At 51.9% G+C, this 15,724-nt stretch carries 17 protein-coding genes; 14 read left to right on the top strand and 3 right to left on the bottom strand.

Annotation, left to right across the window (positions count from 1 at the left end):
* The first annotated feature begins 79 nt into the window (after window positions 1-79).
* From zwf to ACUY4Q_RS10000, 5 genes are all read left to right on the top strand, one after another.
* Window positions 80-1,555 carry a glucose-6-phosphate dehydrogenase gene (zwf, locus tag ACUY4Q_RS09980; protein WP_458046862.1) on the top strand — a complete coding sequence of 492 codons (1,476 nt, stop codon included), beginning with the start codon at window positions 80-82 and terminating at the stop codon, window positions 1,553-1,555.
* Between the two features lie 234 nt (window positions 1,556-1,789).
* The gene (edd, locus tag ACUY4Q_RS09985) at window positions 1,790-3,601 is read left to right on the top strand and encodes a phosphogluconate dehydratase (protein ID WP_458046863.1); all 1,812 of its coding nucleotides are present in this window, start codon (window positions 1,790-1,792) and stop codon (window positions 3,599-3,601) included.
* 40 nt (window positions 3,602-3,641) lie between these two features.
* Window positions 3,642-4,280 (top strand): bifunctional 4-hydroxy-2-oxoglutarate aldolase/2-dehydro-3-deoxy-phosphogluconate aldolase, encoded by a 639-nt coding sequence (gene kdgA, locus ACUY4Q_RS09990; RefSeq protein ID WP_458046864.1) that lies wholly within the window; start codon window positions 3,642-3,644, stop codon window positions 4,278-4,280.
* A 205-nt stretch (window positions 4,281-4,485) separates the two neighbouring features.
* Window positions 4,486-5,169 (top strand): fimbrial biogenesis chaperone, encoded by a 684-nt coding sequence (locus ACUY4Q_RS09995; protein ID WP_458046865.1) that lies wholly within the window; start codon window positions 4,486-4,488, stop codon window positions 5,167-5,169.
* A gap of 291 nt (window positions 5,170-5,460) precedes the next feature.
* The gene (locus ACUY4Q_RS10000) at window positions 5,461-6,339 is read left to right on the top strand and encodes a fimbrial protein (RefSeq protein WP_458046866.1); all 879 of its coding nucleotides are present in this window, start codon (window positions 5,461-5,463) and stop codon (window positions 6,337-6,339) included.
* Between the two features lie 48 nt (window positions 6,340-6,387).
* On the opposite strand, the gene purT is transcribed toward ACUY4Q_RS10000, so the two are convergent.
* Window positions 6,388-7,566, bottom strand: a complete 1,179-nt coding sequence (purT, locus tag ACUY4Q_RS10005) for a formate-dependent phosphoribosylglycinamide formyltransferase (protein WP_458046867.1) — start codon at window positions 7,564-7,566, stop codon at window positions 6,388-6,390.
* Between the two features lie 127 nt (window positions 7,567-7,693).
* Here purT and ACUY4Q_RS10010 point away from each other — a divergent pair, with 127 nt between their 5' ends.
* From ACUY4Q_RS10010 to ptrB, 4 genes are all read left to right on the top strand, one after another.
* Window positions 7,694-8,032 (top strand): YebG family protein, encoded by a 339-nt coding sequence (locus ACUY4Q_RS10010; protein ID WP_458046868.1) that lies wholly within the window; start codon window positions 7,694-7,696, stop codon window positions 8,030-8,032.
* Window positions 8,033-8,096: 64 nt separating this feature from the next.
* A complete protein-coding gene (yebF, locus tag ACUY4Q_RS10015) occupies window positions 8,097-8,468 on the top strand; it encodes a protein YebF (RefSeq protein WP_458046869.1) in 372 nt (123 codons plus the stop codon).
* 97 nt (window positions 8,469-8,565) lie between these two features.
* Complete coding sequence (locus ACUY4Q_RS10020; RefSeq protein ID WP_458046870.1) at window positions 8,566-9,225, top strand: tellurite resistance TerB family protein; 660 nt, start codon at window positions 8,566-8,568, stop codon at window positions 9,223-9,225.
* A gap of 78 nt (window positions 9,226-9,303) precedes the next feature.
* Window positions 9,304-11,358, top strand: a complete 2,055-nt coding sequence (ptrB, locus tag ACUY4Q_RS10025) for an oligopeptidase B (RefSeq protein ID WP_458046871.1) — start codon at window positions 9,304-9,306, stop codon at window positions 11,356-11,358.
* Between the two features lies 1 nt (window position 11,359).
* On the opposite strand, the gene exoX is transcribed toward ptrB, so the two are convergent.
* Window positions 11,360-12,037 carry an exodeoxyribonuclease X gene (gene exoX / locus ACUY4Q_RS10030; RefSeq protein ID WP_458046872.1) on the bottom strand — a complete coding sequence of 226 codons (678 nt, stop codon included), beginning with the start codon at window positions 12,035-12,037 and terminating at the stop codon, window positions 11,360-11,362.
* On the bottom strand, window positions 12,034-12,264 hold the full coding sequence (locus tag ACUY4Q_RS10035) for a DNA polymerase III subunit theta (RefSeq protein ID WP_458046873.1): 231 nt from the start codon (window positions 12,262-12,264) through the stop codon (window positions 12,034-12,036). The genes exoX and ACUY4Q_RS10035 overlap by 4 nt, the downstream gene beginning before the upstream one ends.
* 137 nt (window positions 12,265-12,401) lie before the next feature.
* Here ACUY4Q_RS10035 and yobA point away from each other — a divergent pair, with 137 nt between their 5' ends.
* From yobA to ACUY4Q_RS10060, 5 genes are all read left to right on the top strand, one after another.
* Window positions 12,402-12,773: a CopC domain-containing protein YobA gene (yobA, locus tag ACUY4Q_RS10040; protein ID WP_458046874.1), complete on the top strand. Its 372-nt coding sequence runs from the start codon at window positions 12,402-12,404 to the stop codon at window positions 12,771-12,773.
* Window positions 12,774-12,776: 3 nt separating this feature from the next.
* Window positions 12,777-13,646, top strand: coding sequence for a copper homeostasis membrane protein CopD (copD, locus tag ACUY4Q_RS10045; protein ID WP_458046875.1), 870 nt, complete (start codon window positions 12,777-12,779; stop codon window positions 13,644-13,646).
* A 9-nt stretch (window positions 13,647-13,655) separates the two neighbouring features.
* Window positions 13,656-13,994, top strand: a complete 339-nt coding sequence (locus ACUY4Q_RS10050) for a YebY family protein (RefSeq protein ID WP_458046876.1) — start codon at window positions 13,656-13,658, stop codon at window positions 13,992-13,994.
* Between the two features lie 585 nt (window positions 13,995-14,579).
* Window positions 14,580-14,831 carry a hypothetical protein gene (locus tag ACUY4Q_RS10055; RefSeq protein ID WP_458046877.1) on the top strand — a complete coding sequence of 84 codons (252 nt, stop codon included), beginning with the start codon at window positions 14,580-14,582 and terminating at the stop codon, window positions 14,829-14,831.
* Window positions 14,832-15,216: 385 nt separating this feature from the next.
* Window positions 15,217-15,711 carry a GNAT family N-acetyltransferase gene (locus ACUY4Q_RS10060; RefSeq protein ID WP_458046878.1) on the top strand — a complete coding sequence of 165 codons (495 nt, stop codon included), beginning with the start codon at window positions 15,217-15,219 and terminating at the stop codon, window positions 15,709-15,711.
* Window positions 15,712-15,724 lie beyond the last annotated feature (13 nt).

The following is a 15,724-nucleotide window of genomic DNA, read 5'->3' on the forward strand; positions in this document are numbered from 1 at the left end:
AAGCAGTACAGTGCAGTGTAATAAAATTACAACTAAGGCCTGGCATAAGCACCAGGAAAAGCCAACTGAGGAGAATGACATGGCGGTAACGCAAACAGCCCAGGCATGTGACCTGGTCATTTTCGGCGCGAAAGGCGATCTCGCACGCCGAAAATTGCTGCCTTCCCTGTATCAGCTAGAAAAAGCAGGGCAGATTCATCCTGATACGCGCATCCTGGGTGTTGGGCGCGCGGATTGGGATAAAGAAGCCTACACCAAGGTGGTGCGTGAAGCGCTTGAGACCTTCATGAAAGAAAAAATCGACGAGGCGCTGTGGGATACCCTGAGCGCGCGTCTCGATTTTTGTAACCTTGATGTTAACGATGTCAAAGCGTTTAACCGTCTGGGCAAAATGCTCGACCAGAAAGAACGCACGACCATCAACTATTTCGCGATGCCGCCAAGCACCTTCGGCGCTATCTGCAAAGGGCTGGGCGAAGCAAAACTGAATGCCAAGCCCGCGCGCGTGGTGATGGAAAAACCGCTGGGCACCTCGCTGGCTACCTCACGTGAAATTAACGATCAGGTGGGCGAGTACTTTGAAGAGTGCCAGGTTTACCGTATCGACCATTATCTCGGCAAAGAGACGGTACTGAACCTGCTGGCGCTGCGTTTTGCGAACTCCCTGTTTGTAAATAACTGGGATAACCGCACCATTGATCATGTGGAAATCACCGTTGCGGAAGAAGTGGGCATCGAAGGACGCTGGGGCTACTTTGATCAGGCCGGTCAGATGCGCGACATGATCCAGAACCACCTGCTGCAAATTCTGTGCATGATTGCCATGTCACCTCCGTCCGACCTTACCGCTGACGCTATTCGCGATGAAAAAGTGAAAGTGCTCAAATCCCTGCGTCGCATCGATCGCACCAACGTGCGTGAAAAAACAGTGCGTGGTCAGTACTCCGCCGGTTTTGCCCAGGGCAAGAAGGTGCCGGGCTACCTTGAAGAGGAAGGCGCGAACAAGTCCAGTAACACTGAGACCTTCGTAGCGATTCGTGTGGATATTGATAACTGGCGTTGGGCAGGGGTGCCGTTCTACCTGCGTACCGGTAAACGTCTGCCCACCAAATGTTCTGAAGTTGTTGTGTACTTCAAAACGCCTGAACTGAACCTGTTTAAAGAGTCCTGGCAGGATCTGCCGCAGAACAAATTGACCATTCGTCTGCAGCCAGATGAAGGTGTCGATATCCAGGTGCTCAACAAGGTGCCGGGTCTGGATCACAAGCATAATCTGCAGATCACCAAGCTGGACCTGAGCTACTCCGAGACCTTTAATGAGACCCATCTTGCCGATGCTTACGAGCGTCTGCTGCTGGAAACCATGCGTGGCATTCAGGCACTGTTTGTCCGTCGTGATGAGGTGGAGGAGGCCTGGAAATGGGTCGACTCCATCACTGAAGCCTGGGCGATGGATAACGACTCGCCGAAGCCGTATCAGGCGGGTACCTGGGGGCCGGTCGCTTCTGTTGCCATGATCACGCGTGATGGCCGTTCCTGGAACGAATTTGAGTAACGGATGAACAGAGGGTGTTACGTCATTTTACCGGTAACATGATCTAACACAGAAATCAGGACAATTTTTCATCTTTCAAGCCCCGACTGGATTCACCAGCGGGGCTTTTTTTATTACACTGGCGACAGCGATTTTGCCTTTAGGGCGCGTGGCTACGGGAAAGAAGGTGGAATCATTCACCTGATTCATACGAAGCATTACGTTGCTCTGAACAGATGAATTTCAGGAGCCTTTATGAACTCAGTATTGTTACGCGTAACAAACCGTATTGCGGAACGCTCGCGCGAAAGCCGGTCGGCCTACCTTAAACGCATAGAACAAGCGAAGAGCGAAACGGTCCACCGTTCGTCGTTAGCCTGCGGCAACCTGGCACACGGCTTCGCGGCTTGTCAGCCTGAAGATAAAGCCGGGCTGAAAAGTATGCTGCGTAACAATATCGCCATTATTACCTCCTACAACGATATGCTCTCCGCACATCAGCCTTACGAAACCTATCCCACTATTATTCGCAAAGCGTTGCACTCAGTGAATGCGATCGGTCAGGTCGCGGGGGGCGTGCCTGCGATGTGTGACGGTGTCACGCAAGGCCAGGACGGTATGGAACTTTCGCTTCTCAGTCGTGAAGTCATTGCCATGTCGGCAGCGGTGGGTCTGTCGCATAATATGTTTGATGGCGCATTGTACCTGGGCGTATGCGATAAAATCGTACCGGGCCTTGCGATGGCAGCACTTTCCTTTGGTCATTTGCCGGCGGTGTTTGTTCCATCAGGCCCGATGGCCAGCGGCCTGCCAAATAAAGAAAAAGTGCGCATCCGCCAGCTTTATGCGGAAGGGAAGGTTGATCGTATGGCGCTGCTGGAATCGGAAGCGGCTTCTTACCATGCACCGGGCACCTGCACCTTCTACGGTACTGCCAATACCAACCAGATGGTAATTGAGTTCATGGGGATGCAGTTGCCGGGCTCCTCTTTTGTCCATCCCGATGCTCCCCTGCGTGAGGCATTAACCTCGGCGGCCGCGCGTCAGGTGACGCGCCTGACCGGCAACGGCAGCGAATGGATGCCCCTTGGCAAAATGATTGACGAAAAAGCAGTGGTAAACGGTATCGTTGCCTTGCTGGCAACGGGCGGCTCAACGAACCACACCATGCACCTTGTGGCGATGGCCAGAGCGGCAGGCATCATCATTAACTGGGATGATTTCTCAGAGATCTCCGAAGTGGTGCCGCTGATGGCGAAACTCTACCCGAACGGTCCCGCCGATATTAACCACTTCCAGGCAGCGGGTGGCGTGCCGGTGCTGATGCGTGAACTGCTCAAAGGCGGCCTGTTACATGAAGACGTCAACACGGTTGCCGGTTTCGGTCTCTCGCGCTACACCCTGGAGCCATGGCTGGATAACGGTGAGCTCGCCTGGCGTGAAGGGGCGGCGGCCCCGCTTGACACCCATGTTATTGCTACGGTTGATGCGCCGTTCTCACGCCATGGTGGAACAAAAGTCCTCAGCGGCAACCTCGGTCGTGCGGTAATGAAAACGTCTGCCGTACCGGTTGAATATCAGGTTATCGAAGCGCCAGCGGTGGTCTTTGAAAGTCAGCATGACGTATTACCTGCTTTTGAGGCAGGGCTGCTGGATAAAGACTGCGTGGTGGTGGTGCGCCATCAAGGGCCAAAAGCGAATGGTATGCCAGAATTACATAAACTTATGCCGCCACTTGGTGTATTATTGGACCGCTGTTTCAAAATTGCGTTAGTTACCGATGGACGTCTCTCTGGTGCTTCAGGTAAAGTGCCTTCCGCCATCCACGTCACGCCTGAGGCCTACGACGGTGGTTTGCTGGCTAAAGTTCGCGACGGCGACATGATCCGCGTGAACGGGCAGACGGGTGAACTCACGCTGCTGGTAGATGAAGCAGAACTGGCCGCACGCCAGCCACATATTCCTGACCTGAGCGCCATGCGCGTGGGCACGGGGCGTGAAATGTTCGGCGCGTTACGTGAGAAACTGTCCGGCGCGGAACAGGGCGCAACCTGTATCGATTTTTAAAAACGACAAGATTATTCGTTCTGGCGAGAGAAAAACTCTGATGAAAAATTGGAAAACGAGTGCAGAAGCAATCCTGACCACTGGCCCGGTTGTGCCGGTTATTGTTGTTAACAAACTGGAGCACGCCGTCCCGATGGCGAAAGCGCTGGTTGCGGGCGGTGTTCGCGTACTGGAAGTGACGCTGCGTACACCATGCGCTATGGATGCTATTCGTGCGATTGCGAAAGAAGTGCCGGATGCGATCATCGGCGCAGGTACCGTGCTGAATCCGCAGCAACTGAAAGAAGTGACCGAAGCCGGTGCACAATTTGCTATCAGCCCGGGCCTGACTGAGCCGCTGCTGAAAGCGGCAACCGAGGGTTCCATTCCGTTGATTCCGGGTATCAGCACCGTGTCTGAACTGATGTTGGGTATGGACTATGGTCTGAAAGAGTTCAAATTCTTCCCGGCGGAAGCCAATGGGGGCACCAAAGCACTGCAGGCTATCGCAGGTCCGTTCTCTCAGGTTCGTTTCTGCCCGACTGGCGGCATCTCTCCGGCGAACTACCGTGATTACCTGGCGCTGAAAAGCGTGCTGTGTATCGGCGGTTCCTGGCTGGTTCCGGCCGACGCGCTGGAAGCTGGCGATTATGACCGCATCACCAAACTGGCTCGCGAAGCGGTAGAAGGCGCGAAGTAAGTTGCTTGTCCGGGGCAGATAATCCCGGCTGAAATGACAAACCGGTGCGCAAATGCGTGCCGGTTTTTTTATGTGTTTTTCCTGGTTATAGCTTTCACTTCAATAAGATTATTTTTCCCCACTTCAGCGCTTTTATCATTCCGCTCTACGCACTGTCCGTCTTACAGCGTCAAAAGGACGTTCCGGATATTACGGGAGCAAGGGAATGTTGCGAAATATTTTTTGTATCAGCGTGTTGTGGCTTATTTCAGCCCATGCCACCGCCAGCATTGTAATGAATAATACAAGGGTGATTTATAACGCAACAGCGCGTGAAGTCACCGTTCCTATCAAAAATCGTAGCAGTAAGCCGGTGCTGGTACAGAGCTGGCTGGATAACGGCGAGGTGAATGCTGACCCGACGACGCTGCGCACCCCGTTTGTGATTTTCCCGCCGATAGCCCGCGTGGATGGCGACAGCGCCAAAACGTTGCGACTGCGCATGGTCAATGCTTCAGCATTGCCTGTAGACCGCGAATCCGTGTTCTGGCTCAACGTACTGGATGTGCCCGTAAAGCTTCCTGCAAAGGAAAAGAATCGCCTGCAGGTCGCGCTGCAGTCCAGAGTGAAAGTGTTTTATCGCCCGGCGGGGCTAAAAGGGAGTCCGGCGACAGCGGTGCGGGAGCTTATCTGGCAGAGCACGGGGCAGGGCGTCGCGGTGACAAATCCCACGGGCTGGCATGTGTCACTGGTGTCAGTGACGAGCAAAGAGGGGGAGTGGCCTGTTGACATGATTGGGCCAGGAAAGACGCGGAATTTTCCGTTGCCGCTTAAAGCCGCGACACCGTTTCAGGTGAGGTGGGTAGATGATAACGGTGCGACACAAATTTATGACGCGGTTACAAAATAATTAAAGGAGTGTGGAATGAGAAAAGGACACCTACTTTTAGTCGTAGTGATATTCAGCACACTAAGTTTTTCATTGGTTTCTCAGGCAGCGTGCAAATTAGTGAGCTATTCAAGCGGTGATCAGACTAATGGAACAATTGTTACTGCCAGTTTAAGTTTGAACCCCGCAGCAATACAGATGCCGAAAGATATTACCCCCGGCACTGAACTTTACAGAATAACGGCACGTAATAACAAATACACTTATTACAGGGTTAATTGTAATAACAGCCTTACCGCCAGTAATTATTATGTGAAAGGGCAATTTGTCGGCGGTGCGGTGCCTGTGCCGTCGTCATGGCAGGGCAGCAGCCTTGGCACTGTTTATCAGACCGGCGTTGAGGGGATAGGTATGGTCATTCTGACCAGCAGCACCAACCGTGTTTTGGGGAATAAAAATTACAGTTTTGGCTCATGCGTTTCTAGCTACAACTATTCATGTAATACCACAACGCCTAACGGCGATATCACGTATGTGCTCATCAAAACGGGTGAGATTACCGCCAGTTCAATTGACCTGACTACGTTACCGAAAGTGGAAACCGTGGTAGGCGGGGAGAACTCACCCGGCAGCGACTTTGCGGTTTTTCGCCCCAGCCTTACCGGCAAGCTTACCTTTACCCAACCGACCTGTACGCTCGCAGAAGCCAGTAAAACAGTTGATCTCGGGAAACATAATATCTCCGTATTTGCTGCGGTAAATTCAGTAACCCCGTGGGTGAAAGCGTCTATCGACCTCATCAATTGCAACTACGGTGGCCCGCAATTTTATAGTTACAACATACTTAAGTATAGCAGCAGCAATACCGTCACTACCGTTGCCAATCCCATCACCACTAACGCGATCTGGAGCCTGAGCCTCACGCCCGCCACCAGCGTCATTAATGACACCAACGGTATTATGGCTATCAGCAGCGAGACAGGCAGTGCCACGGGCATTGGCATTCAGCTTTCAAGTTCGGATACCGTGCTAACGCCAATGAAATTTTCACAACCCACAACGGGAACACTGGTGTCTGGTGTGAATGCCATGATGACCATTCCGCTCTATGCGCGTTATATCAAGACCGGCAGCACGGTGACCGCCGGGAAAGCAAACGGCAAACTGACCTACCTGGTCGAATATAAATAAAACCCGTAGCCCCGGTAAGCGAAGCGCCACCGGGGATGCTTACCAGATTTAACCTTGAACCTTCACTGCAGCCGCCGCGGCTTTCGCTCGTTCAACCGCCTCTTCTACAGTTTCTGCCGTGGCTAATGCGACGCCTAAGCGACGGGTGCCATCAATCTCGGGTTTACCAAACAGACGCACCTGCAGGCCTGCGCCAACGGCACCCTGCACATTATCAAAGGTCACGTTCTGGCTCTGGAGCTCGGGCAGGATCACCGCAGAGGCAGACGGCCCGTACTGGCGAATCTGACCTACTGGCAGACCGAGGAAGGCACGCACGTGCAGGGCGAATTCTGAAACGTCCTGCGAAATCAGCGTCACCATGCCGGTATCATGCGGGCGGGGAGACACCTCGCTAAACACCACCTCATCGCCGCACACGAACAGTTCAACGCCGAACAAGCCATGCCCGCCCAGAGCCAGAACTACCTTACGCGCGACGTCCTGCGCGCGCTCCAGCGCGAGGTCGGACATATACTGAGGCTGCCAGGACTCGCGGTAATCGCCCTCTTCCTGGCGATGGCCAACCGGCGCGCAGAAATGGACGCCGTCAACGGCACTCACGGTTAACAGGGTAATTTCGAAATCAAAATTCACTACGCCTTCGACGATAACGCGGCCCGCACCGGCACGTCCGCCTTGTTGGGCGTATTGCCAGGCGTTGGCTAACCGATCGCGGCTACGAATAAGACTCTGACCTTTACCGGAAGAGCTCATGACCGGCTTAACAATGCAGGGTAAACCGATCTCTTCAACCGCCTGGTGGAATGCGGGTTCGCTGTCGGCAAAGCGATAGCTGGAAGTCGGGAGCCCAAGCTCTTCAGCCGCCAGGCGACGAATGCCTTCCCGGTTCATGGTCAGTTTCGCGGCGCGTGCGCAAGGCACAACATGTTGCCCCTGAGATTCCAGCTCAATGAGCATATCCGTCGCAATGGCTTCAATTTCAGGCACAATAAAATGCGGTTTTTCGAGAGCGACCAACGCTTTCAGTGCCTCGCCATCCAGCATATTGATAACATGCGAACGATGGGCAACATGCATAGCAGGCGCATCTGCGTAGCGATCGACAGCAATCACCTCAATCCCCAGACGCTGGCATTCGATAGCCACTTCTTTACCCAATTCACCAGAGCCTAATAACATCACCCGTGTTGCTGCCGGACGCAGCGCAGTTCCTAAAAGAGTCATCGCTTTTCACCTTCAAAAAAACCTGGCCGCAGTATATACGAAAACGTTTGCGTCTGTCTTTTACGACTTGCGCCACCGACCCATGTGGCGTAATATACTGTATATATAAACAGGTGAGGGCTGTATCATGGCGGTTGAAGTTAAATATGTTGTGATTCGTAACGGTGAGGAAAAAATGTCTTTTGCCAGTAAAAAGGAAGCGGACGCCTACGACAAAATGCTTGATCTGGCCGAGGTACTTGAGACCTGGCTTGGCGATGCGCCGGTGGCCCTGGAAGGCGAACAGCGTGATCAAATGGCGATGTGGCTTGCAGAGCAAAAAGAGGTTCTCAGCCATATTTTCAAGTCAGGTAAATTGCCTTCTGCGGAAGCTGAAGAGTCCGCGCCTGTCGCGGCTTCTGATGATACCGCAGGTGACACCGCAGCCGTTGACATCAAGCGTGCATCGAAGCGTTCAGCCGCCTGATTCGGCTTGCACTGCCAGTAATTTGTACCATGCTTTGAATGGGCTAAATGCACAGGAGAAAAGCATGAAAATAGCAGGAGTGTTATTCGGTACGGCATTACTGGCAGCGAGCTTCGTGAGTTCTGCTGCTGATGACAAAACCGTCACCATCGATAATGAAAAAACGGTGAAATTTCCTGTTTGTGAAGGAATGAATGCTGACGGTATCGCGGCCAGCGTTAAACGTGACTATCTGCAAAACCGGATTGTGCGCTGGGCTGATGACCAGAAAAAACTGGGTCAGGCTGACCCCGTAGCCTGGATTAGCCCGAAGGACATTCAGGGCAAAGACGATAAATGGCGCGTACCGCTGACGGTGCGTGGTAAGAGCACCGATATCCATTATCTGGTTCAGGTTGATTGCAAAGCGGGCAAAGCTGAGTATCAGCATCAATAAGCGGTTAGAATTTTCTCATCTTTTGCTGTTTTAGACATTTCCTGACACCCCCTCGCTTACGCTGAACCTTTCTGGCATCGCTTAAGCGGGGGACATCATGTCAAACTGGTTGAATCAACTCCAATCTCTTCTGGGCCAAAAAGGCTCGTCTGAACATTCATCTTCCGAACAGGGGCTGGGCAAGCTGCTTGTGCCCGGTGCGCTGGGTGGCCTTGCGGGGTTGCTGGTCGCAAGTAAATCATCGCGTAAACTACTGACCAAATATGGCACCGGTGCATTATTAGTCGGCGGTGGGGCAGTGGCCGGCTCCGTCCTTTGGAACAAATATAAAGACAAAGTGCGTACGGCGCATCAAGGCGAACCTCAGTTCGGTCAAACGAGCTCACCGCTGGATGTTCGTACTGAACGACTGATTCTGGCTCTGGTGTTTGCCGCCAAAAGTGATGGACACATAGATGATAAAGAACGTGCCGCCATTGAACATCAGCTTAAAGAAGCGGGTGTCGAAGAGCAGGGCAGAGCACTGGTAGCGAAGGCGATTGAGCAGCCACTTGATCCGCAGCGTCTGGCACGAGACATTAAAAATGAAGAAGAGGCGCTGGAAGTTTACTTCCTGAGCTGCGCGGCGATTGATATCGACCATTTTATGGAGCGTAGCTATCTCAGCGCCCTTGGTGATGCGTTGAAGATCCCTCAGGATGTCCGGGAAGGTATCGAGGCCGATCTCCAGCAGCAAAAAAGAGCGCTCCCTCAGTAGCCCTGATATTACGTTTCGCTTGCATCGGCGGCAGGTTTTGCCAACCTTATAGTGTGTAGAATAAATAAGATAAGAGTTATGCTGCCGAAAGCTAAGCAAGTTCCCCATACCATGACCTTACATGGTGATACCCGTCTGGATAATTACTACTGGCTGCGGGACGATACGCGCTCTCAGCCAGAAGTGCTGGACTATCTCCAACAGGAAAATGAGTACGGACGCCAGATCATGGCCTCTCAGCAGGCGTTGCAGGACACACTGCTCGCTGAAATCATCTCCCGTATTCCTCCCCGTGAGGTCTCTGCGCCCTACGTTAAAAATGGATATCGCTATCGGCATGTGTATGAGCCAGGGTGTGAATACGCTATCTATCAACGCCAGTCGGTTTTATCGGCGGAGTGGGATGAATGGCAGGTCATGCTTGATGGCAACAAGCGCGCCGCCCATAGTGAGTTTTATACGCTCGGTGGATTCTCGGTTACCCCTGACAATAAAATCATGGCGCTCGCAGAAGACTATCTCTCACGGCGACAATATGGTTTGCGGTTTCGTAATCTGGAGACCGGGAACTGGTATCCGGAGATGCTCGACAACGTCGCCCCGGAGTTTGTTTGGGTCAACGATTCAGAGACGCTTTATTACGTGCGCAAGCACGCCACGACCCTGCTGCCTTATCAGGTCTGGCGCCATACCGTGGGAACACCCTCAACCGATGATGAGCTCATTTATGAAGAGAAGGATGACACATTCTATGTCGGGCTGAGTAAAACCACCTCCCAGCACTACATTGTCATTCATCTTTCGAGCGCGACGACCAGTGAGGTGTTATTGCTGGACGCTGAGTTGCCCGATGCGCAACCGCTCTGTTTCCTGCCGCGGCGTAAGGATCATGAATACAGCCTCGACCATTTTCAGCATACGTTCTATTTGCGCTCAAACCGGGACGGGAAGAATTTTGGCCTTTACCGGACGAAAGTTCGCGATGAGCGTCGTTGGGAAGTGCTGATACCGGCGCGCGAAAACATCATGCTGGAGGGGTTTACCCTCTTTACGGACTGGTTAGTGGTGGAAGAGCGTCAGAGAGGCTTGACCAGCCTGCGACAGATCAATCGTAAAACGCGCGAAGTCACTGGTATCGCCTTTGACGATCCGGCTTATGTCACCTGGGTCGCTTATAATCCTGAACCGGAAACCTCACGTTTGCGCTATGGTTATTCGTCGATGACCACCCCCGATACCTTGTTTGAACTGGATATGGATACCGGTGAACGCCGGGTCCTTAAGCAATCTGACGTGCCCGGTTTCGATGCCAGTCAGTACCGGAGCGAGCATTTGTGGGTGCGTGCGCGTGATGGTGTTGAAGTCCCGGTATCCCTCGTCTATAACCAAAAGTATTTCCGTAAAGGTAAAAACCCGATTCTGGTCTATGGGTATGGTTCATACGGGGCCAGTATGGATGCGGATTTTAGCAGTAGTCGATTGAGCCTGTTAGATCGCGGTTTTGTCTATGCGATTGCCCATATCCGCGGCGGCGGTGAACTGGGCCAGCAGTGGTATGAAGATGGCAAATTCCTCAACAAAAAAAATACCTTCCATGATTACATCGATGTTACTGATTCCCTTTTAGCTCAGGGCTACGGCTCGCCTCTGTTTTGCTACGGCATGGGCGGAAGTGCCGGAGGGCTGCTGCTTGGAGCTGTCATTAACGAGCGCCCTTCCTTGTTTCATGGTGTGGTGGCGCAGGTGCCTTTCGTCGACACCTTAACCACCATGCTTGATGAATCTATTCCCCTGACAACCGGGGAGTTTGAGGAGTGGGGGAATCCGCAGGACGAGACTTACTACCATTATATGAAGGGTTACAGCCCTTACGATAACGTTGGCGCGCACCCCTATCCGCACCTGCTGGTGACGACCGGGTTACATGATTCCCAGGTCCAGTACTGGGAGCCTGCAAAATGGGTAGCGAAGTTACGTGAACTCAAAACGGACAACAATTTGCTGCTGCTCTGTACCGATATGGATTCCGGCCACGGCGGGAAGTCGGGGAGATTCAAGTCGTATGAAGGGGTAGCGATGGAGTATGCGTTTCTGATCGCGCTGGCGCAGGGAACCCTGAAGGGTTCCCCGTAAGCTAGTGTTCGCCCAGGTAATGTTTAAGCGTCAGCCTCAGTTCCGGACTCATTCTGTCGAGATTATTAAACAACCAACGCAAGTATCCGGGGTCGCGCTCAGCGACTTCGGATACGGCTTTACCGCGGTATTTTCCAAAGGAAAAGGTAGTGACCAGTGCAGGGCGACCGGTTACGGTAGCCATCTGATCCGGCGTCCAGCCTGAGGTGTTCATAATATCAATCAGCAACGCGGCGGTGATGTAACAGTCATACAGCGCCCGGTGATGATGTAGACCTGCTGGTGTCTGCACATTCAGTTTGCGGGACTTATAGAGCGCCATATTGCTGTACTTGATGCCGGGCCACAATCGGCGGGCGAGCTTCATGGTACAAATCCACTCCCCAGGCATTTCAGGTAATACGCGACGATCAAAGCTGGCGTTATGAGCAACGTACCATTCACTGCCGTAGTAATGTGGGATGACCTCTTCAATCCACGGCTGGTTTACCACCATGGCTTCGGTGATGCGGTGAATGGCCATGGCCTGCGGACTGATAGGCCTGTCGGGGCGAACAAGATGGCTCATGGGGTTTACAATCTGTCCGTCAACCACGTCCACGGAGGCGACTTCAACAACCCCTCCCTGCAAATCGCAGGTTTCGGTATCAATGACGCGCAGTACGGTTCCCGCTGTCATTTGCTTTTCGGCTCATAAGGCAGGCGGGAAAGATTAACGGAGGCCAGACGATGAGCAATAAGCCGCTCGCGAAACCAGTTTCGTAGGTGCTCCGGCTGCTCATGCTCAACCACTTCGGCGATAATGGGCATGTTATAGCGCTCCTTGAATGCCACACCTGCCGCAGCCAGATCGACGTTCACTTTATCCATTTCCTCCTGGGGGAGGTGAGCCAGATTGGTATTCATTCGTTTCTCCTGGGTTTACGCCGCAAAAGGTACTAAGCCTGTCGCAGAAAGACAAGAGCACCGAGGATCATACTCGACGCAAACATTATACAGCGTTATCCTCGTGCCTAAATACATAACGAAAAGGAATAGCTAGCATGATTCTTACCCTATCAGGTTTTAGCCGGGTACTCTGCGTTGCCGGTGCTTTGCTTGTTACGCCCCTGGCTTTCGCGCATGCGCACCTGAAGGCGCAAGTTCCCGCCGCAAACGCTCAGGTTAGCCCACCGCAGGTGCTCATGCTGAACTTCTCTGAAGGCATTGAACCCAAATTCAGTGGGCTGACCCTGACGGATGCCGCTAAAAAAACCGTTAAAACCGGTACGGCATCCCGCAGTAAAGAGGATAACGCTCAGCTCGTTGTTCCTGTCGAACAGGAATTACAACCGGGCAATTATACCGTTGACTGGCATGTTGTCTCGGTTGATGGCCACAAAACGCGCGGCACCTATAGTTTCACCGTGAAGTAACGAATGTTAACGGCAAGCTATGTTGGGCTGCGATTCCTCCATTTCAGCGCTTTAATGTTGGTGTTCGGCTGCAGTTATTTTATTAGTCGTCTGGCGCCGCTTCATTTACAGCGTCTTATGGCGCGCTATTTCATGACGTTTCAGCGGGGTTGCCTGTTAGTGACGGTCGTGAGTGCATTTATGCTCTATGCGCTGCAGGGCGGCTTAATGGGAAACGGTTGGCAGGACGTCTGGCAACCGCAAACATGGCTTTTACTGATAGAAACACAATTCGGCAGTGTATGGGTCTGGCAAATGGTTATGGCCGTTCTTACGTTTTGTATGGTCATAATACAGCCGTTCCATCAAAGCCGGTTGATGCTCGTTTGCGGGGCGCAGCTGTTGTTAATGGCGGGCGTAGGTCATGCCGCTATGCTTGAGGGTTTGCCCGGGCTGATGCAGCGTACTAACCATGCGTTGCATCTGATTTGTGCGTCTCTTTGGTTCGGTGGTCTCCTGCCGGTGATTTTCTGTATGAACCTGACGCGCCGTCGTTGGCAAAAGCAGGCCACGCTTGCGATGATGCGTTTTTCACGTTACGGGCACGTGGCGGTGGCGGGGGTGCTGATTACCGGCATCATCAACGGGCTCTTTATCCAGGGTATGAGTGGCCCGTGGCACACCGCATGGGGCCGTTTGCTGTTGATCAAAAGTGCGTTCGTCGTGCTTATGGTGGCAATTGCCCTGGTGAACAGGTATGTTCTGGTGCCACGCTTGAGCCTGAAACATTCACGGGCGCGACAAACACTGATTCTTATGACATGGACTGAAGTGGTGCTGGGCGCATTTGCACTGGCGGCGGTGAGTCTGTTCGCCACCTGGGAACCCTTCTGAGCCGGGGATATGATGAAAAAAAATCTATTGATGTTATTACTCGCCTTCTCAGCGGCGGCCTCTGCGGCCCCAACGGTAATTACGGTAAGCCGCTTTGAAATTGGCAAGGACAACTGGGCATTCAATCGCGAAGAGGTGATGTTGACGTGTCGCCCGGGACACGCCCTCTACGTCATTAATCCCAGTACGCTGGTGCAATATCCGCTAAATGATGTTGCCGAGCAGCAGGTGAAAAGCGGCAAAACCACCGCGCAGCCTATTTCAATCATTCAGGTTGATAATCCGTCCCGTCCAGGTGAAAAGATGAGTCTGGCACCGTTTATTACCCGAGCAGAGAAGCTTTGTTAATAAATAGGAATAACTTCCTGATAAATAATAAAAAACCGCAAGCTTAATTTAATAAGTCTTGCGGTTTTAACATTTTTAAGCGTGACGATAGCCTGATTTTTCAGAGCGTACTCGCTGCAAACTGGAAAACCTGACGTCGTCATCTATTCTTAAAGTGCAAGGCGACTTAGCCTGCATTAATGCCAACTTTTAGCGCACGGCTCTCTCCCAAGAGCCATTTCCCTGGACCGAATACAGGAATCGTATTCGGTCTTTTTTTGTTTGCCTTTGCAGGCAAGGACTTACAGGGCTTCGTCCGAAAATTGTCCGAATTCCCATCTTCGGCACTGAAAACGTTATACCAGAATAAATTCTTTTTTGCGCGCATCTCGATACTTTTCTGCCGTTTTCCGGGAACACCGTCCTGCCTGCCTTTGAGTCAATACTTAAGAACGCCAAAAAATGTCTGTCCTGCCGGCAAGCCAAAGGGCGAGCAGTGATAATGCGCGTTAAATAACGTAAAAATTGATCCCACCTGTCTGTCAGACCTTGTTATTAAATGCTAATTTAGAAACGGGTACTTTCACTGAGTGCATGGAGGTTAACGTGAGTATTTATGTCTTTTATTACAACGATTCCCGCGCAAGAGTGTTTACTAAAGCTAGCATTGATAAAGAAGCTGCCGCACTGCTTAAAAAGCATGGTTATAAAAAACATCATTTTGAAGTTGAAGCTGAAAGTGCTGCGTCAGCTATTGAAATGTTGAAATACAATGACGAAGGTTATCTTAAGGAGCTTAAAGAGTATTCGGAAAATTTACTTTTCGTTAGCCTGGTTAGCGCGGCCACGGTGTGGTAGCACATATATAGGTCGTTTTGGATCGAAGCAGGTCTCACCTAATGAGCTTTATAAGCACGGGATGATGTTTTTTTCGGTGTAATGTGAACAGGGGAATGACGACGCACGTCATATCTTAATGTCTGGAAAACCAGCCAAAGACAAGTCGAGTCATTCCTTTATCTCTAACGTTACTGAAAATATCCCCTTTTTGTTAATTATGATGATAAACGCAATTCAATCCGGGCTTTGCTGACCCTTGTTGCCGAATCTGCCATCAGGACGTAACTGCCCCGTTAATCTCCCCTTCGTAATGCCTGTACACGGGCTAAACCATTTCATAATCTGGCACCCAATCAGCCAACGTTTTTAGAATCATTGAAAAATTACCAGCAGAGGAATGGCGATGGACATAGTACGTTTACAGGACAGTGAGAGAGAAATAACGGATACGTTAGCCACGCTTCTCTACCAGGAATGGTCGGATTTTGAACGCTGGTCATCAAAAGAGAAGATTATCTCGCGTCTGCAGCAACGGTCCATGGGCCATAATGAAGAAATCACCCTGGTGGCGTTGGAATCAACTGAGTTACTGGCAACAGCGAGTATTATCACCTGGGAGTTAAGAGATGATTTTGAGCGCAAATACTGGCTCGGGGAAGTGCTCACTGCTCCGCAACATCGCGGCAAAGGTGTTGCCAGTAAACTGATACGCGCACTCGTAGAGGCTGCTTCGCTCGCGGGTTATCCTGCCTTATGGCTCTACACGCCAGACCAGCAGGGGCTTTATCGTCATTTGGGCTGGCGCAGCGTAGAGGAAAAGTGTGTCGACAACGAGCGCGTCACCGTTATGGTTTATGACTTGGGTGCTGCTGGCACGGCAAACGATGATGAAACATAAGAAGAGACGATGA

Source organism: Phytobacter cepae, assembly GCF_054165735.1.